We start from the raw sequence: 20796 nt of genomic DNA on the forward strand, positions 1-20796 counted from the left end.
AATAGGGTAGAACAATGACCAATCCTTTCTTTGCGCCCAGCACGTTGCCCTTCGGAATGCCCCCATTCGCCGACATTCACGACGAGCACTACGCGCCCGCCTTTGCGAAAGGGATGACCGAACAGCTCGCCGAGATTGAGGCAATTACGTCTCAGCCAGAAGCGGCGACCTTCGAGAACACCATGATCCCCCTCGAGACCAGCGGCCAGCTGCTCAGCCGGGTGGCGATCGTGTTCTTCAATAAGACCTCCGCCGACGGCGATGCGGCCTCCGATGCCCTCGAAGAGATCATCGCTCCCCAGCTGGCCGCCCACAACGACGCCATCAGCCTCAACAGCGCCCTCTACGAGCGCATCCGCAGCATTCGGGAAGGTCTCGACGACACTGAGTTGGATGCCGAAGCCCGCTACCTGGTCGAGCGCTATTTCACCGAGTTCACCCTTGCCGGCGCCGGCCTCAGCGACGACGCGAAAGCGACCCTGCGCGACTACAACTCGCGTCTCTCGAGCCTCACCACGAAGTTCGAGAAGAACTTGCTTGCCGACACGAACGACCTTGCCGTCGTCGTCGATAGCATCGACGAGCTCGATGGCTTGGAACCGTCCGAGATTTCGGCAGCCGCCAGCGCCGCCAACGACCGCGGCCTCCCAGGTAAGTACCTCATCACCCTCATCCTGCCGACGAACCAGCCGCACCTCTCGGTGTTGAAGAATGCGGATGTTCGGGGCCGAGTCATGGCAGCATCGCGCACTCGCGGCATCCGTGGGGGCAAGTTCGACAATCGCGAACTTGTGCTCGAAATCGCGAAGGTGCGATCGCAACGTGCGGCCCTCCTAGGCTTCGACAGCCACGCGGCCTGGGTGACCGCCGATGAGACCGCGCAGAACCCACAGCGGGTCGCTGACATGCTCGGCAAGCTCGCCCCCGCTGCTGCCCGCAATGCTCGCGACGAGCATGCAGCACTCGAGAAGCTCGCGGGCACCGAAGTGACGGCCGCTGACTGGGCGTTCTACGCCGAGAAAGTGCGCGCCGAGCAGTACAACGTCGACACCACCCAGATGCGACCATATTTCGAAGCAGAGCGAGTGCTTCGAGACGGTGTGTTCTTCGCTGCGACCAAGCTCTACGGCGTCACTTTCACCGAGCGCCGCGATCTCGCGGCCTACCACCCCGACGTGCGCGTCTTCGAAGTCACCGACGAAGACGGCAGCGAGGTCGGGCTCTACACTCTCGACCTGTACACGCGCGACTCCAAGCGCGGCGGTGCCTGGATGAACTCGCTCATCTCACAGTCTGACCTGCTCGGGCATCCGGTCATCGTCACCAACAACCTCAACGTGCCGAAGCCTGCCTCCGGCGAAACCACGCTACTGACCTATGACGAGGTCAACACCCTGTTCCACGAGTTTGGCCACGCCCTGCACGGCCTCTTTGCCCGCGTCACCTACCCCAAGTTCTCGGGCACGAACACCTACCGCGACTTCGTCGAGTTCCCCAGCCAGGTCAACGAAATGTGGATGCTCTGGCCCGAGGTACTCGACAACTACGCCAAGCACTACGAGACCGGCGAGCCCATGCCGCGCGAGATCGTGGAGCGCATTCAGGCGAGCGCCGCGTTCAACGAGGGTTTCCTCACGAGCGAATATCTCGCCGCCGCTCTCATCGATCAGGCGTGGCACCGCATCGGCGCCGACGACGACGTGACGGATGTCGCAGCTTTCGAGGCGCAAGCACTGGCCGAAGTCGGTCTCGATAACCCTGCCGTTCCCCCACGTTACTCCAGCACCTACTTTCAGCACATCTTCGCCAACTCGGCCTATGACGCTGGCTACTACTCCTACATCTGGAGTGAGGTCTTGGATGCCGACACGGTCGAATGGTTCACCGAGAGCGGCGGGCTCTCCCGCGAGAACGGCGACCGCTTCCGCTCGCGCCTGCTGGGGGTTGGAGGGTCAAAGAATCCGCTCGAGGCATTCCGCGACTTCCGTGGGCGTGACGCCGAGCTGCAGCCTTTGCTGACTCGTCGGGGCCTCAACTAGCGCGCAGCGCACTGAACGGGGCTTCGACGCGCAGGAATCGGCGACCACACCGTAGTTGGCAGCACCCTAGAAGTGAACGCTTTGTTCGAAGCTCCTAGGAAAAGCACAGCGGATGGTGGATTGTTGTGCCGGAGCCACAAACATTGGTGAAAACCTTTCGTTAACGGTCTCCAGTCGGGCACAATAGTGCGGGTCGCGTTAGTCGCGCCCCTTCACACTTAGACGTCACCTAGCACGATGTCCTGAGGGCGATCCCATCTCAGCCTCACCCGAATTTGGCTGCAATGAGTTTGCCCGGCGCGATCGCCCTCAGGAACATCACTTCACGGACCGCCATCGGCGCAGCCTTAGCCGACGCTCACTCGAACCCGCACTCGTACTCGTCCTAAAGAACTAACGCGGAGCCCGCCGTCGGCAAACGCCACAAAGCGCAGCTACCCGAGGGCACCTGCGCGTCCGAGACCGGCGCTTGTGAGACCAGCACATCTAAGACCAGCACTTCTGTCGAGAAGTGCGGCTCCGTTGACGAGCAAGAGCGGCAGCTAAGCGGACTTCTCCGCGCGCACTGGCTTGCGGGGAACAATCGTGGGGGCCGCGTTCTCTAGAACAGCAGCTCTGGTGACGATAACGCGACCAACGGTCTCGTCCGACGGCACGTCGAACATGATCGGTCCGAGCACTTCTTCCAGGATGGCACGCAATCCGCGAGCACCGGTCTGACGCAACACCGCAAGATCGGCAATCGACTCCAGTGCATCGCGCTCGAATTCGAGTTCAACACCATCGATCTCGAACATGCGCTGGTACTGACGCACGAGAGCGTTCTTGGGCGTCGTCAAGATATCCATGAGTGCCACTTGGTCGAGCTGCGTCACCGTAGTGACGACAGGCAGACGACCGATGAACTCGGGAATGAGACCGAACTTGTGAAGGTCTTCTGGCAGAACTTCGCCGAAGAGGTTTACGTCGTCGCCCTTGCTGTGCAGCGGGGCTCCAAAACCAATGCCCTTCTTACCTGCACGGTTCGAGATGATTTCTTCGAGGCCCGAGAAGGCTCCCGCAACGATGAAGAGCACGTTCGTGGTGTCCACCTGAATGAACTCTTGATGCGGATGCTTGCGGCCGCCCTGAGGCGGAACGGAGGCGACGGTGCCCTCAAGAATCTTGAGCAGAGCCTGCTGAACGCCCTCACCAGAGACATCGCGCGTGATGGAGGGGTTCTCAGCCTTGCGAGCGATCTTGTCGATCTCATCGATGTAGATGATGCCGGTCTCTGCGCGCTTGACGTCGTAATCAGCGGCCTGAAGGAGCTTGAGGAGAATGTTCTCGACATCCTCACCGACGTAGCCGGCTTCGGTCAGCGCTGTGGCATCCGCGACAGCAAACGGAACGTTAAGGCGCTTGGCGAGGGTCTGAGCGAGATAGGTCTTACCGCAACCGGTCGGGCCGATCAGCAGGATGTTCGACTTGGCGATCTCAACGTCATCGATGACCGCATCGGCCGAAGTGATCGTTCCACGAGCGCGCACGCGCTTGTAGTGGTTGTAGACGGCGACTGAGAGCGAGCGCTTAGCTGCCTCTTGGCCGATGACGTATTCCTCAAGGAAGTCATAGATTTCCCGCGGCTTCGGCAGATCGAATTCGCTCGATGCCTCCTCGCCAGCTTCAGCAAGACGCTCTTCAATGATCTCGTTGCACAGATCTACGCACTCGTCGCAAATATAGACACCGGGACCGGCAATCAATTGCTGTACCTGCTTTTGGCTTTTGCCGCAGAAGGAACACTTGAGCAGGTCCGCGCTTTCCCCAATTCGGGCCATGCCGGTTCCTCTCCTTGAGTAAATACCTTGATTACGAGCCTAACCCGATATTCGGTCAGTCTCGGTCACCACTACTGGCGGCGTTTCGGCGCGTCGGTTGCACCACGAAATGCAGCAATTCGCAGCGCAAGCGGCGCCCCGAAGACGAACTAGGCTTGACGGGTTAGCGACGACCACAGAAGGAGCCCCATGCATACCCGTGCCATGCGCGTGCTTCGTGGCAGTATCGCCGCTTTCTTCGCCACTTTTACTGCGGCGTTTTCCCATCAATTCGCGGGTGGAGTCACGCCGTCGCTTTTCGGTATGGGCGTCTCCCTCGTGATCTCGATCAGTATTTGCACCCTCCTCGCAGGGCGCACAATCTCCCTCGCTCGTTTGAGCATCGCGATTGCGGCGAGCCAAGCGATGTACCACGCGCTCTTCAGCTCGATGCTGGTCCCGGCGGGAATCGCCCAGCACAACATGGCCGCGATGACGTTCGACTTCAGTTCGGCAGCGCAATCCGCTGATTCGGCTATGTCGCTCTCTCACGTCGTCGCCGCCGCAGTGACCGTCATAGCCTTCCGCTACGCCGAAGTCGCTTTTTGGGGCCTCTTCGATACTGCGCGGATGTTTATCTCGCGCCTCTTCATCTCGGTTTCTCTCGTCGCGACTCCCGTGCTGGAATTCCGTCTTGAGCCACGCAGCGCACCAGTGGTGCAGCTCGTCGCTCGCTTTCTCGCCATTACGCGCTATCGGGGCCCGCCGGCCGCCCTCGCCGCGGTCTAGCGCTGCCGCCCAGCACCCCCGATATTTGTCGCTCCTTAGCGACCCTTTGTGAGAAAGAAAACGATGAAAAACTTTACTAAAGCTGCCCTCGCCCTCTCGGCAGGAGCAGCACTCGCGGTAGCGGCTCCGCTCGCGGCCATGGCTCACGTGACGATCGACCCGGGCCAGTCCGACGCCGGCAGCTACGCACTCATCACGGTCAAGGTTCCCAACGAGTCCGACACCGAGAAAACTAACAAGGTGCAGCTCAACCTGCCCACGGACACCCCGTTCGCGAGCGTGCGCTTTGTACCAGTTCCCGGTTGGGATGCTGAGCTTGTGCGCAGCGAACTGCCGGAGCCCGTCATGGTCGGGGAAAGCGAGATCACCGAAGCAGTGACTTCAATTGTGTGGACAGCGCAGGCTGGCTCCGAGCTCGGTGATGGCGCGCTACTCTTGCTCCCTATCTCGCTTGGGCCGGTGCCGGATGTCGGAAGCGTCGTCCTGACGGCCGACCAGACGTACACCGACGGTTCCGTGGTGAGCTGGAGTGGCACCGAAGAAGGAGCCGAAAAGCCCGCTCCCATCCTCTACGTCAACGATGCACCGGTAGATGACCACGGTCACGCTGAAACGGAAGAAGACGCTCACGGCGACGACCATGCCAGCGAAGACGAGCACACCGACGCTGCGGCGGCATCCAGCGGAGACCCCGTTGCTCGCGGTCTCGGAATCGCTGGCCTCGTTGCCGGTCTCGGCGCGCTCGTAGCGGCGTTCGCTTTCCGTCGCCCCGCCACTAAGTAGTTCGAATCATGCGTCGAGTTTTTCGCATCGGCGCCGCGTTCAGCGCGGCCACGATCGCAGCTCTGCTGCTGCTCGTGGCCGCGCCCGCGTCTGCCCACAACTACATCGTCGACAGCACTCCCCTCGAGGGCACAACTCTCACCGTGCTACCCGACGAGTTTTCTGTCACCACCAACGACGTATTGCTTGACCTGGGCGGAGACGGCGGTGGTTTCGCGATTCAGATTCTGGATGCCGACGGCGGCTACTACGGTGACGGCTGCGTCAGCATCCGCGACGAGTCTCTCTCCACGCTGGCTGCTCTCGGTGAGCCGGGCGAGTACCGGATGCTCTGGCAGCTGGTTTCAGCCGATGGCCACACCATCTCTGACGAGATCAACTTCACGTGGCAGCCCGATGCCGATCAGGTGCTCTCTGAGGCGCTCGATGCCCCGCCAGCCTGTGGCGGAGGGTCGCTCGAGGAGAACACTCCCCCTGCAGCGGCCGAGGGCACAGACGATAGCAGCGTGTCTGACGGTAACGGCGCTGGCGCGAGTGTTGACGCTGAAACCGCAGTGTTGATCGGCGGCGCGGTCGCGCTTGTACTCGTTGCTGGAGTGGCGATCTTCTTGATCTCCGTCAAGCGCAAGAAAGACGCGTCTCTCTAAGAAGGTGAGTCAGCGAATCCGCTGCCTAATCTCCTCCGCACGGCGCGCGTTAACGAGTTGAGGCGGTCACCCCGTGGGGTGACCGCCTCAATTGCGTGAAAGCGAGTATTAGCTGGTGATCGCCGGCAGCGTCTTGCGGCTCGTGAGCACTTGGTCGATGAGACCGTACTCCATAGCCTCTGCGGCGCTCAGGATCTTGTCGCGCTCGATGTCCTTGTTGATCTGCTCCGGAGTGCGGTTCGAGTGGTGCGACAGCGTCTCTTCGAGCCAACCACGCATACGAAGAATCTCGCGTGCCTGAATCTCGATGTCCGACGCCTGGCTCGACCCTTCCGACCCACCGCTGGGCTGGTGGATGAGGATGCGGGCGTTGGGGAGAGCCAAACGCTTTCCCTTGGTTCCACCGGCGGTGATCACGGCAGCAGCCGAAGCAGCCTGCCCGAGAACAACGGTCTGAATCTGCGGACGGATGTACTGCATCGTGTCGTAAATCGCTGTCATCGCGGTGAACGATCCACCGGGTGAGTTGATGTACATCACGATGTCGCGGTCAGGGTCTTGGCTCTCGAGAACGAGAAGCTGAGCCATAACGTCGTCAGCGGAAGCGTCGTCGATCTGCACACCCAAGAAGATGATGCGGTCTTCGAACAGCTTGGCGTACGGGTCTTGACGCTTGTAACCGTAGGCCGTGCGCTCTTCGAACGTGGGGAGGATGTAGCGGGCATCAGCATCCGGGCGGCCGATGCCGGCGGGTGCCTGTGCTCCGAGGTTGAAGTTCTCCATGATTAGTCCTTCTTGCCGGTTGCGTTGTCGTCGGAGGCGTTGTCTTCGGTTCCGCCACCGCCTACAACGTCGGATGCGAATTCGCGCAGGTGGTCAACGAAGCCGTATTCGAGCGCTTGCTTTGCCGTGAACCAGTTGTCACGGTCGTTGTCAATCAGAACCTGCTCGACGCTCTTGCCGGTCTGCTCTGCGGTGAGCTCAGCCATGCGCTTCTTCATGTCGAGGATGACGCCAGCCTGAGTCTGGATGTCAGCAGACGTTCCACCGAATCCACCCGACGGCTGGTGCAAGAGCACGCGCGCGTTGGGGGTGATGTAGCGCTTGCCCTTGGTGCCCGAGGAGAGCAGGAACTGCCCCATCGAGGCGGCAAGGCCAATACCAACGGTGACGATGTCGTTGGGCACGAAGTTCATCGTGTCGTAGATCGCCATTCCCGCGGTGATCGATCCACCGGGTGAGTTGATGTAAAGGTAGATGTCGCGCTTGGGATCCTCTGCTGCGAGCAGCAAGATCTTTGCGCAGATCTCGTTCGCGTTTGCATCGCGCACCTCTGAGCCGAGCCAGATGATGCGGTCCTTGAGGAGTTGGTCGAAGATGCTCGAGACCAATGCCGGTTGGGCCATTGTTGCGCTCCATTTCAGTTATCGCGTGTTACGAATCTATCCGAGTACGCGCCGCGATTCTGGCGTGTTCGCCCTAGGCAAAGTACCGCGTCGCGAGAGGCTGCTTGTAGGCTCACCAAATGCAGCAGAACTGGCGCGATCGAATCGCAGATATTTGGGCCCACGCCGGCACAATGGCCGAGCACGACGTCGTCTCAGCGATCGATGAGCTTGTCGCCGAGCGTGACCCCGACGATGCCGAAGCACTCTTCGAAGCAGCGGGCGCGCGCGACTATGCCGGGTTAGAGGACGCGGCCGAGCCGCTGTACCGCCTGGCGATCAAGAATGGGTTGGATGCCGCCCTCATGCCCCGGGCGACGATCCAGCTGGCCAGCACGCTGCGCAACCTCAATCGCGTCGATGAGTCGATCGCTCTACTCGAGCAGCAGTTACACACGCATCCCGACGATGAGTGGACGGGGCCTACCGCCGCATTTCTCGCTCTTGCCCTCACCAGCCGCGGTGATCCCACTCAGGCCGCAGCAGTGGCACTGATGGCACTCGCCGACTACCTCCCGATCTATCAGCGCTCCGTGCGCGGGTACGCTGCAGAGCTACTCGCCGACTAGTTCTCACCGCAGGTGCCGACATCCGTCAGGGTGAGTGCTCCAGCGGTAATAGCATGGCCGCATGCAGCAGATGATTCTTGACGTTGACACTGGTATCGACGATGCGCTTGCGCTGATGCTGGCGGTGCGACACCCCGGCGTCAATCTGCGGGCAGTCACGTGCGTTGCGGGCAACGCGAGCCTTGACCAAGTTGTGCGCAACACTCTCAATGTTCTGGATGCTGCCGGAGCCGGTGACGTTCCGGTAGCCGCGGGCGCCAGCCGCCCGTTACTCGCGGCCGCGCATCCGGCCGCTCACGTTCATGGCACGGATGGGCTCGCCGATCTCGGTCTGCCCACCTCTACTCGCCAGGTCGTCCCTCTTCATGCGATTGAACTGTTACGACGCGAAATTCTGGCGAGCCCCACTCCGGTCACTCTTGTTCCTCTTGCACCGATGACGAACATCGCTCTTTTAGTGCGAACCTATCCAGAGGTGCTCGCCAATGTCGAGCGCATTGTGTTCATGGGCGGCTCCGCGTCCGTTGGCAATGCGACTGCCGTTGCTGAGTTCAACACTTGGCACGATCCCGAGGCCGCGGAGATCGTGCTCACCGCCGGGGTTCCGATCACGATGTACGGCTTGGATGTCTTCTATGCCGTTACCATTGCCCCTTCTGAAATCGCCACCCTCGCTGCCTCTGCAGAGCCCGGAACACAGCTCGCCGGCCGCCTGCTCCAGTACCTCGTAACGGTGAAGGGCGGCGAGGTTCGCGTTGCCGGCGATGGGCATGGAGATATTGGTGATGCGGGAGCGGTATGCGCCGCCATCGCCCCTGACGGCCTCACAACATCGCACTTGCCGGTGCGCGTCAGCTTGGCCGACCCGCTCACTCGCGGACAAACCGTGGTCGACCACCGCACCGCTGGGCACGAACAAGACCGCGCCGGCGATGACAACTTTCGCCGCATCGATGTCGCCCTCGGTGTCGACAGCGCCCGCTACGCCCGGCTCTTTGTCGACACAATCACACGCTAACGTTTTAGGCCTTAACGACCTCACGGCCGACTAGATAACTAGTCGGCCGTGAGGGATAAAACGGTGTGGCTTAGGCTTCGTCGCTAGCGACGTCGTCTGCGACGACCTCTTCAGCGGCTTCCGGGTTAGCGATCGCAGTGAATGCCGAGACATCTACCGACTTGCCTGCAGTGTCAACAACCTTGGCCTTGCTGAGCACGACTGCGAGAGCCTTGCTGCGAGCGACCTCGGCGACCATAGCGGGAATCTGGCCGTTCTTGTCCAGAATCTGGATGAACTCGCCGGGCTCCATGCCGTACTGCTGCGCGCCCTGCACGAGGTACGAGGTGAGCTCTTCCTGGCTGACCTTGATCTCTTCTGACTCAACGATCGAGTCAAGCAGAATCTGTGAACGGAATGTCTTCTCGCTAGCGATAACGACCTCGGCGCGGTGCTCGTCGTCTTCGAGGCGGTTCTCGTTCTCGAGGTGACGGTGAACTTCGTCTTCTACGAGCTTCTCGGGAACGGGGATTTCAACGTTCTTGAGCAGTTCGTCAACGATCTGGTCGCGAGCTTCAGCACCCTGGCCGAATGCCTTGGAGCGCTTGATCTGGTCCTTGAGGTCTGCCTTGAGTTCCTTGATGGTGTCGAACTCGCTAGCCATCTGAGCGAAGTCGTCATCTGCCTCAGGAAGCTCGCGCTCCTTCACGGTGAGCAGTGACACGCTGATGACAGCGGTCTCGCCCTCGTGGTCTCCACCGAGCAGTACGGATTCGAAGGTCGTCGATTCTCCGCCGCTGAGCGAGTCGAGCGCTTCGTCGATGCCCTCGATCAGTTCGCCTGAGCCGAGCTCGTACGAAATGCTTGTCGCGGAGTCAACCTCGGTCTCACCGATCTTGGCAACGAGGTCGAGCTGAGCGAAGTCGCCCTTCTTAGCGGGGCGGTCAACGGTGACGAGAGTGCCGAAGCGGGCACGCAAGGTGTCGAGCTCGTCCTTCACGTCATCGGCAGATACCTTGACTTCGTCAACCGTGAGGGTGAGTTCGTCGTAAGCGGGCATGTCGAATTCGGGGCGAACGTCAACCTCGATAGCGAGAACCAGATCTCCGCTGAAGTCCTTGACCTCGGGCCACGTGACAATGTCTGCCTCGGGGCGACCAAGAACACGAATCTCTTCCTCGGTAACGGCTTGGCGGTAGAAACCATCGAGTCCATCGCTCACGGCGTGGTTCAAGATCTCTTCGCGGCCAACGCGCTGGTCAACCAGCTGCGGCGGCACCTTTCCCTTACGGAAGCCGGGGATGTTGATCTGCGAGGCGATGTGGCCATACGCGTGATCGATGCTCGGCTTGAGTTCTTCGGGGGTGACCGAGATGTTGAGCTTGACGCGGGTCGGGCTCAGCTTCTCAACGGTTGTCTTCACGTCGTGGATCTCCTGTAATTCGATGGTGTATTTCGTCGGGGCGACAGGATTCGAACCTGCGACCTCTCGGTCCCAAACCGAGCGCTCTACCAAGCTGAGCTACGCCCCGGGGCGCCATGTTTCTTATGGCCACGGCATCAGACTGCGATACCGGTACAAAATTGGCCTCGGCAAGTCTAGCCTGAGCGCGCGGTGAATGTTGACGAGATCCCAAGATCAGTGTCTTTTGCACCGTGTTCACGATGTTTATCAGGCATTCGCCCAGCAAATCATTGGGAAGTTGCGCCGTGAGCGATCTCGAGTTCGCACTTTGCCAGGTTTCGGGTACAGTATTCCTCGGTACACAGCACGAACGGGTGCCAAGTGGGGATGTAGCTTAATGGTAAAGCCTCAGTCTTCCAAACTGATGACCGGAGTTCGATTCTCCGTATCCCCTCCACTACAGAACGAAGGCCGCCTCACTGAGGCGGCCTTCGTTCGTTAACACTCGCAGCGCAGATTACTGCGCGCGCTGAGCAGTGTGCGCCCCGCTCTAATTCGTCGATGGACTCCGGGTAATGGCACGCTCAATCACGGAGCGAGCATCCGCAGCTTCGGGAAGCGGCAGCAGCGGGTAGTCGTGGATCATGCCCTCGCCCACGTGAAAGTCGAGAGCGATGCCCTCGTTCTCGGCGCGATCGCGCAGGCGCAGAGCATCCGCATGCACGAGGTCGCGGCTTCCCGTAAAGACCGTGATTGGCGCGAGGCCTGCGAGATCGCCATGGATGGGGCTCACACGCCAGTCGTCTTCTTCGAGCTCGGCGCGGTACAACGCTCCGGCCGCATGCGTGCCAGGCACAGCAAGCCACGGATCCCGTGGCGCGATCTCCGCCAGCATCGGGTCCGTTCCGCTGATGTCTAGCCACGGCGCGATCAGCACGATCGAGCGCAGCGGCGGGAGTCTGCGGTCTCGCAGCTCCATTGACACTGCCATCGTCATCCCGCCACCAGAAGAGTCGCCCATCACACTGACGTTCTCGGCACCGACGTCGGCGACGAGAGACTGAACGAGCGTTGCTGCTCGATCGACAACGACAGAGGCACGACCGTCGGGCGCCAGCGGCATGATCGGAACGGTAAATGTTGTTCCCGTGGCGCGCACCAATCGCGCGATGAGCTTCCAGTGGAAGGGGTCAATCTGAAAGACGTAGCTGCCGCCATGAAAGTAGACGACGTGGCCAGCAGCTGAAGGGGTCTTGGGCCGGATGGTGAACACGGGCCAACCGCCCACGTCGCGAGACGACACGTCAACGTGACGCGAAAGCGACCGAGGTGGGGTGAATGACGCTGGTTTTCTGCGAAGCTCAGCGATCCGCGAAAGGGTGCGCTCAGGATCGCTAAACATGCGTTTGGACCCTCGCAGGGTCAACGCAAGAGGGGCGAGCCGGCCGAGAAGGCTCACCATGTCTATCTAGCTGTCTACGCGCTTCATCACGTGGATCGGGATGAAGACTCCCGCAGTGGTGACGAGAAGGCCGCCAATGAACACGACTGACTCAAGACCCTCTACGTAGAAGGCTTCGCCCATCATGTAAATGCCGCCCACGAAGAGCACGAAGGAGATTACAAAACCAAGAATGTTCACGACTCCATCTTACTCACGCCCACTGGCCCAGCGACGTCATCCTCGCCGACGACAGGAACCCCTTGTCATCACGGAATCGTGTCCCCTATACTGGGGACTAGCCGCTCCCCCGAACTGATCCTCCGGCGGCTGGATCGAACGCCACACCCGTATCGCCCCCGGTGGCAGGGCACCTTTGGACTCCCCCGATGTCTAACACTGCGACTCAACTTCCTCCCTTCGGCTGGTACCCGGACCCCGCTGGCAGCCACTTGCTGCGCTGGTGGGACGGCAAGGTCTGGACTAATCGCCTTGAAAAGCCGCGCCCCGAGCTTCAGTCTGCAAAGGGCCACACCCAGCAACAGTCCACACTTTCGCGCCTCATCGCGTCTTAGTCTTTCCGCACCGCTACTCTGAGACTTCCTCCCGAAAGGAAGTCATACGAGATGGTCGGTTCAGCGCGTTCCTTCATTGAGCATGTTGGCCACGTGCTGTTTCCTCGCGGACCGTTAGATCTCACTGATCCCACGCGATGCCCGGCATGCTTTGTAGCCCTACCGCCCTCGTCGGTGTGTGTGCAGTGCGGGCTCGATCTGAACCACCCGGATGCATCCCTTCTGCGGGAAGACTCCCTCGATGCTGCCGCCCTGCTCGAATCTCGGCTCGAAATCATCGGCAAGATTCGCTTCGAGACTGCCGCCGAACGGGTACGAATCGCGAGCGAACGGCAGCAGGCAGTGCAATCTGCGGCCGCCGAAGCTCGGGCTCAGCAAGCTGAGCGCGCCTTAGCCGCACTGAACATTGCGCCGAGCGACCGCGATGACACCGAGCGTCATGGTCACGAGGCTGCTGCTGCCACGGACACCACCACTGATCCCGCCGCGTGGACTCCCCCGGCCCCTGTTGTCGCCGCCACAACTGCAGCTGCGGCCGCAAGCCCCTCCACGGTGGCCGATGCCGTGACCCCGATGCCTGCTGCGCTGACTGCTCCGGAAGCTGCACTGACAGCTCCGGCTCCTGCACCCGCAGCTGCGTCGGCGATTCCAGCGCCTGCGCCTGCCGAACGAACGCACGCCGGCATCCAAGTGATCTTGCTGATCGTGGGAGTATCGCTGCTTTCTGTGGGCGCGATCTTCTTCCTTATCTACGCCTTCATCAGCTTTGGCTTGATCTGGCGTTCAGCGATCATCGCGACCGTCACGATTGCGAGTATCGTCGGCGCTTCTCTCGTAAAAAAGCGTGGGCTTTCAGCGACGGCAGAAGCGCTGTCGGCTCTCGCCGCCGTGCTTATCACCCTCGACATTTACGCGGTACGAGAGAACGAGCTTCTCGTCATCGGCGATGCCGCAGGACGTGCCTACTGGGGCGGTGCCATCATCATTGCCTCGCTGGCTTTCATGGTCTGGCACCGACGAAGCTCGCTCCGCGTCGTCAGCTTGCTTGCGCACCTCGCCTTCGCGCCCGGGGTAGCACTGCTCGCGGCCGGCCTTGCCGACGGAAATGTTTCCGGCGCGGCCGTCTTACTCCCCATGACCGCTCTCGCTGCCGGCTCGCTGATCTACCTCACGGCGCGCCACGAGAACTACCGCGGAGCGATCGAGCGCATCACCGGTATCGTCTACGCATTCTCCGCCCTCACCGTCGGCTCCATCACGGCTGTCGTGACCGCCGTCATTCCCTCCAGCGGCCAGACCGCCCCCGAGTTCGGAGTGTGGAGTGCTCTCTGGCTCCTCGTTCTCGGCGCCACCGGCGTCGCCCACGCTGTTGCGGCTCACCGCGCACAAATCGATCCGATTGTGCGCAACGCCTTTGCTGCGGCATCCGGAATCCTGGTTGCGACCGGTATCTGGCAAGTACTCAGCGAGACGGTCGACGCTAACAGCGCAGCGGCATCCGCAAGCCCCCGAGTACTGGTCGTGGTCGCGACCTTGACGGTGCTCGCGGTCCTGAGTGAAAGCAGCGGCGCGCTCTGGGGAGCAGCAGCCCGAGCCTCTACAGCGTGGGCAGCATTCGGAGTCTGGGCTGTTACCGCTATTGCGCTCGTCGCACCTCTATTCGTCTCCCTGACGGATGCCCTGCAGCACGTCGATGGCTGGACCCAACGTGCAACTACTCCCGGCTCCATCCCCTTCCTGTTGAGCGACGCTGGTTGGTCACAGCTCGCTCTCCTGAGCGTTCCAGCCGTCCTGGCAATTGGTTGGTTGGCGACCAAGCAACTCCGCCGCCGTCGCTCCTTCGTTCTCGCTGCGGCAGGCCTCGCCCTCACGGTGAGCGCGCCCCTGGCCGGTACCCTCTTCGCCGCCGTGATCACGTGGCTAGTGCTCGCGACGGCCGCCGCTGGCTTCATTGCGTTCGGCCAACGGCGAGAGGTCGGAGTGCGCGCGAGCGTGCTCGTTATCGCCGCCGGTGGATTCTTGTCCCTCGCTTTCGCCTATCTGTCGGGCTGGTCGAGCTACGACACGTGGCTCATCGCGAGCGTGGGCTCTGCGATCGTTCTCGCCGGTGCGCGCTACCTCGTTACTCACCGAGCCACCAGAGCCACCATGCTGGGAGCAGCAGCATTCTCCCTCCTCTCGGCTGCGGCCGGTTTCGGCGAGCAGCTGCAGCTCAGTCTCGGAGTTTCGCGTCCCGCTGCCCTCGAATCTTGGCTCGCCGTAGCCATCCTCGCGTCCGCAATTCTGGCGCGAGCTCTGTGGCCGCGTACGCGCGAAGTCAACGCCCTAGAACTCCGGATGCTGTGGTGGATCGGCTTCGTCACGACCGCCGTCGCTGGCTCCGTGCTCTGGCTCGCGACCCTCTCAGGCGCTCCTACCTCGGATGCCCCGCTCGCGCTCGATCTCACCATCGTCAGCTTTATTGTCGCTACCGTTTTTGTCGCAGCACTCGCCGCCACAATGCTGCGCCTCGGCATAGCGACGGGAACGGCCGAAAGGTTCGTCGCCGCCGGCATCCTCGCGCCCTCCCTCGTCTGGGCGCTTGATAGCGCGAGCCGTGCTGTCGGCCTCGGCTCGATAGCTCTCGAACTTGCACCGGCAACCGCATCCGTTCTCGTGGGTGCGCTCAGCATGACTCTGCGAGTACGCCAGCAGCACCCTCGTGTTCGACTGGTCAGCGAATTGAGCGCGCTCCTTGTCGCGGCGATCACCACCCTGGGTGCGATCGTGCAGCCGCTCAGCACTCACTGGTTGATTGCCCTCCTCGTCTCGATAACCCTGCTGCTGACGTCGATCTCCGCCGACGGCATCTTCGGATCCCGCTCGCTCCGTCGCTTCGCAATCTGGGCCGCTGTTGCCTTTGGCACGTGGTCGCTCTGGCTGCGCCTCGACCAAGCCAGCGTTGATGCGCTCGAGGCGTACCTGCTCCCGCTCGCTGCCGCGGTGCTCGGCATTGCATTCTTCACGGCTCGCGCAGAGTTGCGCGAGAGCCTCGTGCGGTCGAGCCCCTACATTGCCCTTGTGGGGCTTCTGATTGCGGTCATTCCGCTGGCTCTCAACGCTGCGGGCGGACCGGTCATCGATACGATCATCATCGCGGCGCTCAGCGCTGCCTTACTGATCGCCGCCGCGTACACGACGCCGCGCGCCGGTCTCCTCGGGTTCTGGGGCATTGCCATTATCGCGGCCACCGCCGGCATTGTCACCGCTACTGCCTCGCGAACGCTCTATTCCGTCGACGCTGGCGCCGCGACGCTCGCCACCGGCGAACCCCTCGTTCTTATGGCATTCGGCATCATCGCTATCGCAAGTTGGGGCGTCGCTCGGCGCGGGTTCTCGTCGGGAGCCCTCGGCACCCGGTGGGCAAAAACCGGCCCGCTGCTACTCAGCACTGGCCTCGTTCTGCTCTTCATCACTGAGATCATTGTTGTTGTCACCGTCGTGGGAGCATCCGCTGCTGCCAATGACATTCGAGTGATCGCACTCGTCACGTTCGGCGCGGCCCTGAGCGTCGTCAATGCTCGATTCGACTCGGCACCGCTTACGCGGGCTGTGAGCTACGTGGCGCTCACCCTCGCGGCTGCGCTCGCCCTCGCGGCGTATGCGCTCGGCGTGAACAGCCCCCTCGAGCTGGCAGTGACCGCCTCGATCATCGGAATCGGCGTGATTGCACGATCCCTCCTCCTACTCTCCGGCGAGCTGCCCCCACGCGAAACTCCCACCCTTTGGTGGACGGGGTTCAGCCTGCTCGTCATCGCCGCGGCTACTCTCTGGCCCGCGGCGGTGAGCGCTCCGTCAGCCTCTGTGAACGCGTTCTCGCTCGACGTGACCGTGATCAACGCCATCGTGTCGCTCGCAGTCGTTGCCGCGCTGGGATTCACGATGTTCGCTCGCGGTGCTGCCGATCGCCGTGTCGTCGCTACCGCCGCTGCGGCAGTGCTGGCGCCAGCCGTAGCGTGGCTACTCGACAGCGTCGTGCGACTGAGCGCGGCTCCTGCTGTCGTGCTCGAACTCTCCCCCGCGACGGCGGCGGTTCTCGTCGGAGCGCTCAGCATGGTGCTGCGATTGCGAGGCCATCAGGCCTCAGTTCGTCGCGCGAGCGAGATCAGCGCTCTCGCCGTCGGTGCGATCACGATCACAGCTACCGTTATGGCGGTCTCCCCCACCCAGTGGCTGATCCCCCTGCTGCTCTCCATCGCCCTGCTTTTCAGTTCGATCACTCGCGACGGTGTTTTCGGTTCACGTTCGCAGCGACGACACATCATCTGGGCGGCTGTTGCTTTCGCAACGTGGGCGCTGTGGCAACGACTCGATCAATCTCGCGTCGAGGCGCTGGAGGCCTACGTCTTACCGCTGGCAGCTCTCGTCGTGGTGCTCGGCATCTTCATCGCCCGCGCCGAACTGCGCGAGACACGGCTCAGTTCCGCTCCCGCCATCACGCTCGCGGGACTGCTCATCGCGATCCTGCCGCTGTCTCTCAACGCTGCGAGCGGCGAGGGGCTGCGCACCCTCGTGATCGCGGGACTCTGCGGGGCACTTCTCCTTGCGGCAGCGTTCGTGGAGCCACCACGACCCCTGGTCGATTTCTGGGGTGTCGCCGCCATCGCCGCCGCAATCGGCCTCGTGACCGCCACCGCCTCGCGCGCCATAGTGCTGATCGTTGAGAGCCGCAGCGCACTCCCCGAACTCGACTCATGGCTCCTCGGAGCCGTTGCCATTCTGGCTCTCGCCAGCTTCGGGGCCGCAGCCTCAGTGCTGTCGCGCAGCGACGACCGGCCACGATGGTCCGTGCTGAGCGAAGTGCTGCTCGGCAGCGCGATCGTGCTGCTGTACGGAATCGAAACTCTCGCCCTACTCGACGCTGGTTACCGCGATGCGCCGCTCGATACCATCCGCGTGATCGCTCTCGTAGCCCTTGGCGGAACACTGCTTGTGCTCACCGCTCGAGCGTCGACCCGCCCCCTCACCCACCGAATGAGTTACCTCGCATTCGGTCTCGCCAGCATGGTCGGCGCACTCGCATTCTTCGCCAACGTCGTGCAGCCGATTGAATGGGTCACCACGATTCTCGGTGTTGCGCTGTTGGCTTACGGCGGCATCCGGATGTCTCGTGATGCCCAGGCGCGCAGCATGCGCTGGCTGAGCCCCGGGCTGATCATCACGCTGGTGCCGAGCCTGATAGCGACGTTCGTTGACAGCGCGGATGCCGACACTGCCTGGCGTATCGTCGTCCTCGGTATTGTCTCCGTGGTGATGATTGTGGTCGGCACGTGGCTCAAGCTGAAAGCGCCGCTACTCATCGCAACAATCGTCGTTCTGATCCACGCGATCCACACCTTCGCTCCCGCGATCGTCAGCCTCTACCAGCTCACATCATGGTGGCTCTGGGCCGTTATCGGAGGCGCAATCGTGCTGTTCCTCGGCATCACGCTGGAGCGACGCATCCGAGACTTCAAGACTCTCAACACGAAGTTCAGCGAGTTGCGCTAGCGCTAGCGCTGCAACCAGGTGAGCACGGCAAGAACGCGGCGGTGGTCGCTGCCGGAGTCTTCGAGGTTGAGCTTCTGGAAGATCGCGGTCACGTTCTTCTCCACCGCGCCCACGCCGATCACGAGTTGCTTGGCAATAGCAGCGTTGGTGCGGCCTTCTGCGACGAGGGTCATGACCTCGTGCTCTCGCGGAGTGAGCGACATCAGCGGGTCTTGACGACGGCCCACCAGTTGCGCGACAACCTCGGGGTCAAGCACAGTGCTGCCGGCGGAGATTCGTTCAACGGCATCCTGAAGCTCCGAAAGCGATGCGACGCGATCTTTCAGCAGATAGCCAACGCCGCCGCGACCCGACGACAGAAGCTCTTGCGCGTACACAACTTCGACGTACTGCGAGAGCAGGAGGATGCCGATCTGGGGACGGAGTTCGCGCAAGCGAATCGCGGCGCGCACTCCCTCATCCCGAAACGTGGGCGGCATGCGCACATCGAGCACGACCAGCTCGGGCGCGCAGTCGTCGAGGTTCGCGAGCAGTTCATCCGCGTCTCCGAACGAACCGACAACATCGAAACCGGCTTCAATGAGCACACGCACGAGCCCTTCGCGCAGCAGTACCGAATCATCGGCAACAGCAACTCGCAAAGGGCTCATGCGCTTAAGACTAGAGGGCAACGGGCGCCCGCTCTGCACTGGCCTTCGGCAAGGGCAACCGCGCCGTTATCGCGGTCGGACCGCCAGCGGGGCTGTCGATCTCCAGACGCCCGCCGACTCCGCGGACGCGTTCTTCGATACCCGCGAGACCGTGGTCGGCGAGCACTGCAGCGCCACCCTGACCGTCATCCGATACCTGCACGAGCAGCCATGAACGATCGTCGGCGTGCTCGACAGAAAGCTGAACTTCGGCGTGCTGCGCACCCGCATGCTTCGCGACGTTGGTGAGCAGTTCGGCGACGACGAAGTACGACGCGCGCTCGACCTCGCCGGGCAGCACGAACGCTTCGGGCAACTCAGAGGTGAGGGTCGTCGGCACCGCCGCGCGGGTCGCCACGGAATCGAGCGCTGCGACCAGACCGCGATCCAACAGTAGCGGCGGGGCGAATCCACGAGAGAGCGCACGCAGTTCTTCCAAAGCCTCAGCGGATTGCGCTCGCGCTTCGGACAACAGTTGGCGCGCCTTCTCGGGGTCGACATCGAGTTGGCGCTCGGCCGCGGCGAGATCCATCTGCAGTCGCACGAGGCGCTGCTGCGGGCCGTCGTGGATGTCACGCTCAAGGCGTCGAAGCGAGTGACCTTCTGCCGAGAGAGCAGCGCCGCGCGATTCTTCGAGGGACTGCACTTCGCGGCGCAGACCATCTGACTTGAACGAGGAGAGAAGGGCACGGGCAAGCCACCAGTGGGTCATGACCAGACCGCGAGTCACGAATGGAAGCGTCGCGATGAAGATGAGACCGATGATAAACGCCACGATGTTGTCGGCGATTTCGAGGTTCCAACTGGCGGTGTTGACCCCGAACAGGCCGAAGAACCAGGCACCGAGCGACCAGTCGGGATCACCCGTCTGAACTTCGCCATCGAGGAACCAGGCGGAGATTCCCGTCAGCCCGACGCTGAGCCACCCGATCGAGAGTGTCCACGTGATGAGCGTGAGCACGAAGCTCAGGATGAGCGTGTGCAGAAGGTAGAGCCAGTAGTGGGCGTTACCGAGGGTTGCCGAGATCCAGCCACCGAATCCAGTGGCAGCACGATCATCCTGCCAGTCGGGCCGCTGGATCTTGGCGCGGCCAGCCCATTCCAAGAGGTTGACGTGAGCGAGACCGAAGCCGCGGCCCACGTACAAGGCAAGAATCATCACGAAGAAACCGATGAGGAAGATGGCGAGCGTGCCGATGCCGGTGGCCACGAGCGAGATGGCGACGCCGAAACCGGTCATGGCCAGCGGGAAGCCCAACATCAGGTAGAGCACCTCTTTGGGCGTGGTGCGCCAGAGCTGCCAATACGGGTTTCGGGGTTTTGTCACGGTGTCTGTAGTCATGGTTCTCTCGCTTCAGTCTCGCGCATTGGCGGGGCGGATGTGTGGTGTATCCAGAATCGCGAAGAGCAGACCAACGACCCAGCATGGATGCACACCAAGTGGCAGTGGGGATATCCCCCGTGCGCGTGTTCCGGGCGGGTTAGCGTTGCCTCAGCTTGCTTGTGAAATTTTTGGGGCTGCGTAGCGTTGTACCTGTTGAACAATGAAGGAGCACACAATGACCGAAATTAAAGCAGTTCCGCAGACCTCAGCTGACCCTGATGTCACCTCGGGTGTTGCCCAGTTCCTCGGCCCGGTCGTCACCGACCTCACGGCCCTGTCGATTGACGGCAAGCAGGCACACTGGCACGTTCGCGGCGCGAACTTCCAAGCCATCCACGAACTTCTCGACGTGATCGTCGACCACGCCCGTGACTGGGCTGACACGGCCGCAGAGCGCGTTGTTGCTCTCGGACTTCCGATCGACGCACGCACGCAGACCGTCGGCGCTAAGGCAACGACCCCGAGCATGACCGCTGGCTTTCAGCAGGCCGATGACGTTATCGCAGAAGTAATCGCTGCGATTGACGCCACGCTCGTGACCGTTCGCACCGCCGTTGACGAGCTCGGCGAGCTCGACAAAGTCAGCGAAGATGTAGCGATCGAGATCGCTCGTGGGCTTGAGAAGGACCGCTGGTTCCTCTTCGCTCACCTCGCCACGAAGTAACTTTCGCGCGTAACTTTTCGGGTGGTCGCTTCGCGTGCGCT

17 protein-coding genes and 2 tRNA genes are annotated in these 20796 nt (G+C 62.1%); 10 read left to right on the plus strand and 9 right to left on the minus strand.

From position 1 onward, the window contains the following. Window positions 1-14: 14 nt before the first annotated feature. Entirely contained in the window at window positions 15-2039 is a 2025-nt protein-coding gene (locus ESZ53_RS04170; RefSeq protein ID WP_129071678.1) for a M3 family metallopeptidase, read from the plus strand. A 542-nt stretch (window positions 2040-2581) separates the two neighbouring features. Here the strand turns inward: ESZ53_RS04170 and clpX are convergent. Next, a complete protein-coding gene (gene clpX, locus ESZ53_RS04175; RefSeq protein ID WP_129071679.1) occupies window positions 2582-3859 on the minus strand; it encodes an ATP-dependent Clp protease ATP-binding subunit ClpX in 1278 nt (425 codons plus the stop codon). A gap of 189 nt (window positions 3860-4048) precedes the next feature. Between clpX and ESZ53_RS04180 the strand changes: the two genes are divergently transcribed. The 3 genes from ESZ53_RS04180 (at window position 4049) to ESZ53_RS04190 (ending at window position 6057) form a co-directional block, all read left to right on the plus strand. Continuing rightward, on the plus strand, window positions 4049-4627 hold the full coding sequence (locus tag ESZ53_RS04180; protein ID WP_129071680.1) for a hypothetical protein: 579 nt from the start codon (window positions 4049-4051) through the stop codon (window positions 4625-4627). A 63-nt stretch (window positions 4628-4690) separates the two neighbouring features. Beyond that, window positions 4691-5410: a YcnI family protein gene (locus ESZ53_RS04185; RefSeq protein ID WP_129071681.1), complete on the plus strand. Its 720-nt coding sequence runs from the start codon at window positions 4691-4693 to the stop codon at window positions 5408-5410. Between the two features lie 8 nt (window positions 5411-5418). Then, window positions 5419-6057 (plus strand): copper resistance protein CopC, encoded by a 639-nt coding sequence (locus tag ESZ53_RS04190; RefSeq protein WP_129071682.1) that lies wholly within the window; start codon window positions 5419-5421, stop codon window positions 6055-6057. A 108-nt stretch (window positions 6058-6165) separates the two neighbouring features. Here the strand turns inward: ESZ53_RS04190 and ESZ53_RS04195 are convergent, their stop codons facing one another. After that, complete coding sequence (locus tag ESZ53_RS04195; RefSeq protein ID WP_129071683.1) at window positions 6166-6840, minus strand: ATP-dependent Clp protease proteolytic subunit; 675 nt, start codon at window positions 6838-6840, stop codon at window positions 6166-6168. 2 nt (window positions 6841-6842) lie between these two features. Further along, window positions 6843-7463, minus strand: coding sequence for an ATP-dependent Clp protease proteolytic subunit (locus ESZ53_RS04200; RefSeq protein WP_129071684.1), 621 nt, complete (start codon window positions 7461-7463; stop codon window positions 6843-6845). A 119-nt stretch (window positions 7464-7582) separates the two neighbouring features. On the opposite strand from ESZ53_RS04200, the gene ESZ53_RS04205 reads away from it, so the two are divergent. Together ESZ53_RS04205 and ESZ53_RS04210 are read left to right on the plus strand one after the other, a co-directional pair. Next, window positions 7583-8071 carry a tetratricopeptide repeat protein gene (locus ESZ53_RS04205; RefSeq protein ID WP_129071685.1) on the plus strand — a complete coding sequence of 163 codons (489 nt, stop codon included), beginning with the start codon at window positions 7583-7585 and terminating at the stop codon, window positions 8069-8071. Window positions 8072-8132: 61 nt separating this feature from the next. Continuing rightward, window positions 8133-9089, plus strand: coding sequence for a nucleoside hydrolase (locus tag ESZ53_RS04210; protein WP_129071686.1), 957 nt, complete (start codon window positions 8133-8135; stop codon window positions 9087-9089). Window positions 9090-9159: 70 nt separating this feature from the next. On the opposite strand, the gene tig is transcribed toward ESZ53_RS04210, so the two are convergent. After that, window positions 9160-10491 carry a trigger factor gene (gene tig / locus ESZ53_RS04215; RefSeq protein WP_168187182.1) on the minus strand — a complete coding sequence of 444 codons (1332 nt, stop codon included), beginning with the start codon at window positions 10489-10491 and terminating at the stop codon, window positions 9160-9162. Between the two features lie 35 nt (window positions 10492-10526). Then, a tRNA-Pro gene (locus ESZ53_RS04220) sits at window positions 10527-10600 on the minus strand. Between the two features lie 256 nt (window positions 10601-10856). Between ESZ53_RS04220 and ESZ53_RS04225 the strand changes: the two genes are divergently transcribed. Continuing rightward, window positions 10857-10930: transfer RNA gene (locus ESZ53_RS04225), tRNA-Gly, on the plus strand. A gap of 93 nt (window positions 10931-11023) precedes the next feature. Here ESZ53_RS04225 and ESZ53_RS04230 read toward each other — a convergent pair. Beyond that, window positions 11024-11875: an alpha/beta hydrolase fold domain-containing protein gene (locus ESZ53_RS04230; RefSeq protein ID WP_246837379.1), complete on the minus strand. Its 852-nt coding sequence runs from the start codon at window positions 11873-11875 to the stop codon at window positions 11024-11026. 66 nt (window positions 11876-11941) lie between these two features. After that, window positions 11942-12115, minus strand: a complete 174-nt coding sequence (locus tag ESZ53_RS14300; RefSeq protein ID WP_168187183.1) for a hypothetical protein — start codon at window positions 12113-12115, stop codon at window positions 11942-11944. A 188-nt stretch (window positions 12116-12303) separates the two neighbouring features. On the opposite strand from ESZ53_RS14300, the gene ESZ53_RS04235 reads away from it, so the two are divergent. Together ESZ53_RS04235 and ESZ53_RS04240 are read left to right on the plus strand one after the other, a co-directional pair. After that, window positions 12304-12489, plus strand: a complete 186-nt coding sequence (locus tag ESZ53_RS04235) for a DUF2510 domain-containing protein (RefSeq protein WP_129071688.1) — start codon at window positions 12304-12306, stop codon at window positions 12487-12489. A gap of 51 nt (window positions 12490-12540) precedes the next feature. Next, window positions 12541-18018: an SCO7613 C-terminal domain-containing membrane protein gene (locus tag ESZ53_RS04240; RefSeq protein WP_129071689.1), complete on the plus strand. Its 5478-nt coding sequence runs from the start codon at window positions 12541-12543 to the stop codon at window positions 18016-18018. Between the two features lie 2 nt (window positions 18019-18020). Here the strand turns inward: ESZ53_RS04240 and ESZ53_RS04245 are convergent, their stop codons facing one another. Together ESZ53_RS04245 and ESZ53_RS04250 are read right to left on the minus strand one after the other, a co-directional pair. Beyond that, window positions 18021-18668, minus strand: a complete 648-nt coding sequence (locus ESZ53_RS04245) for a response regulator transcription factor (RefSeq protein ID WP_129071690.1) — start codon at window positions 18666-18668, stop codon at window positions 18021-18023. A gap of 10 nt (window positions 18669-18678) precedes the next feature. Beyond that, on the minus strand, window positions 18679-20049 hold the full coding sequence (locus ESZ53_RS04250) for a sensor histidine kinase (protein WP_129071691.1): 1371 nt from the start codon (window positions 20047-20049) through the stop codon (window positions 18679-18681). 217 nt (window positions 20050-20266) lie between these two features. Between ESZ53_RS04250 and ESZ53_RS04255 the strand changes: the two genes are divergently transcribed. Continuing rightward, on the plus strand, window positions 20267-20755 hold the full coding sequence (locus ESZ53_RS04255) for a Dps family protein (protein ID WP_129071692.1): 489 nt from the start codon (window positions 20267-20269) through the stop codon (window positions 20753-20755). Window positions 20756-20796: the final 41 nt, after the last annotated feature.

This window comes from Salinibacterium sp. UTAS2018, from assembly GCF_004118935.1.
Classification (GTDB): domain Bacteria; phylum Actinomycetota; class Actinomycetes; order Actinomycetales; family Microbacteriaceae; genus Rhodoglobus.

Coding starts and splice junctions, on each gene's coding strand:
- ESZ53_RS04170 (WP_129071678.1), top strand. CDS start 15: ATGACCAATCCTTTCTTTGCGCCCAGCACGTTGCCCTTCGGAATGCCC.
- clpX (WP_129071679.1), bottom strand. CDS start 3,859: ATGGCCCGAATTGGGGAAAGCGCGGACCTGCTCAAGTGTTCCTTCTGC.
- ESZ53_RS04180 (WP_129071680.1), top strand. CDS start 4,049: ATGCATACCCGTGCCATGCGCGTGCTTCGTGGCAGTATCGCCGCTTTC.
- ESZ53_RS04185 (WP_129071681.1), top strand. CDS start 4,691: ATGAAAAACTTTACTAAAGCTGCCCTCGCCCTCTCGGCAGGAGCAGCA.
- ESZ53_RS04190 (WP_129071682.1), top strand. CDS start 5,419: ATGCGTCGAGTTTTTCGCATCGGCGCCGCGTTCAGCGCGGCCACGATC.
- ESZ53_RS04195 (WP_129071683.1), bottom strand. CDS start 6,840: ATGGAGAACTTCAACCTCGGAGCACAGGCACCCGCCGGCATCGGCCGC.
- ESZ53_RS04200 (WP_129071684.1), bottom strand. CDS start 7,463: ATGGCCCAACCGGCATTGGTCTCGAGCATCTTCGACCAACTCCTCAAG.
- ESZ53_RS04205 (WP_129071685.1), top strand. CDS start 7,583: ATGCAGCAGAACTGGCGCGATCGAATCGCAGATATTTGGGCCCACGCC.
- ESZ53_RS04210 (WP_129071686.1), top strand. CDS start 8,133: ATGCAGCAGATGATTCTTGACGTTGACACTGGTATCGACGATGCGCTT.
- ESZ53_RS04230 (WP_246837379.1), bottom strand. CDS start 11,875: ATGTTTAGCGATCCTGAGCGCACCCTTTCGCGGATCGCTGAGCTTCGC.
- ESZ53_RS04235 (WP_129071688.1), top strand. CDS start 12,304: ATGTCTAACACTGCGACTCAACTTCCTCCCTTCGGCTGGTACCCGGAC.
- ESZ53_RS04240 (WP_129071689.1), top strand. CDS start 12,541: ATGGTCGGTTCAGCGCGTTCCTTCATTGAGCATGTTGGCCACGTGCTG.
- ESZ53_RS04245 (WP_129071690.1), bottom strand. CDS start 18,668: ATGAGCCCTTTGCGAGTTGCTGTTGCCGATGATTCGGTACTGCTGCGC.
- ESZ53_RS04250 (WP_129071691.1), bottom strand. CDS start 20,049: ATGACTACAGACACCGTGACAAAACCCCGAAACCCGTATTGGCAGCTC.
- ESZ53_RS04255 (WP_129071692.1), top strand. CDS start 20,267: ATGACCGAAATTAAAGCAGTTCCGCAGACCTCAGCTGACCCTGATGTC.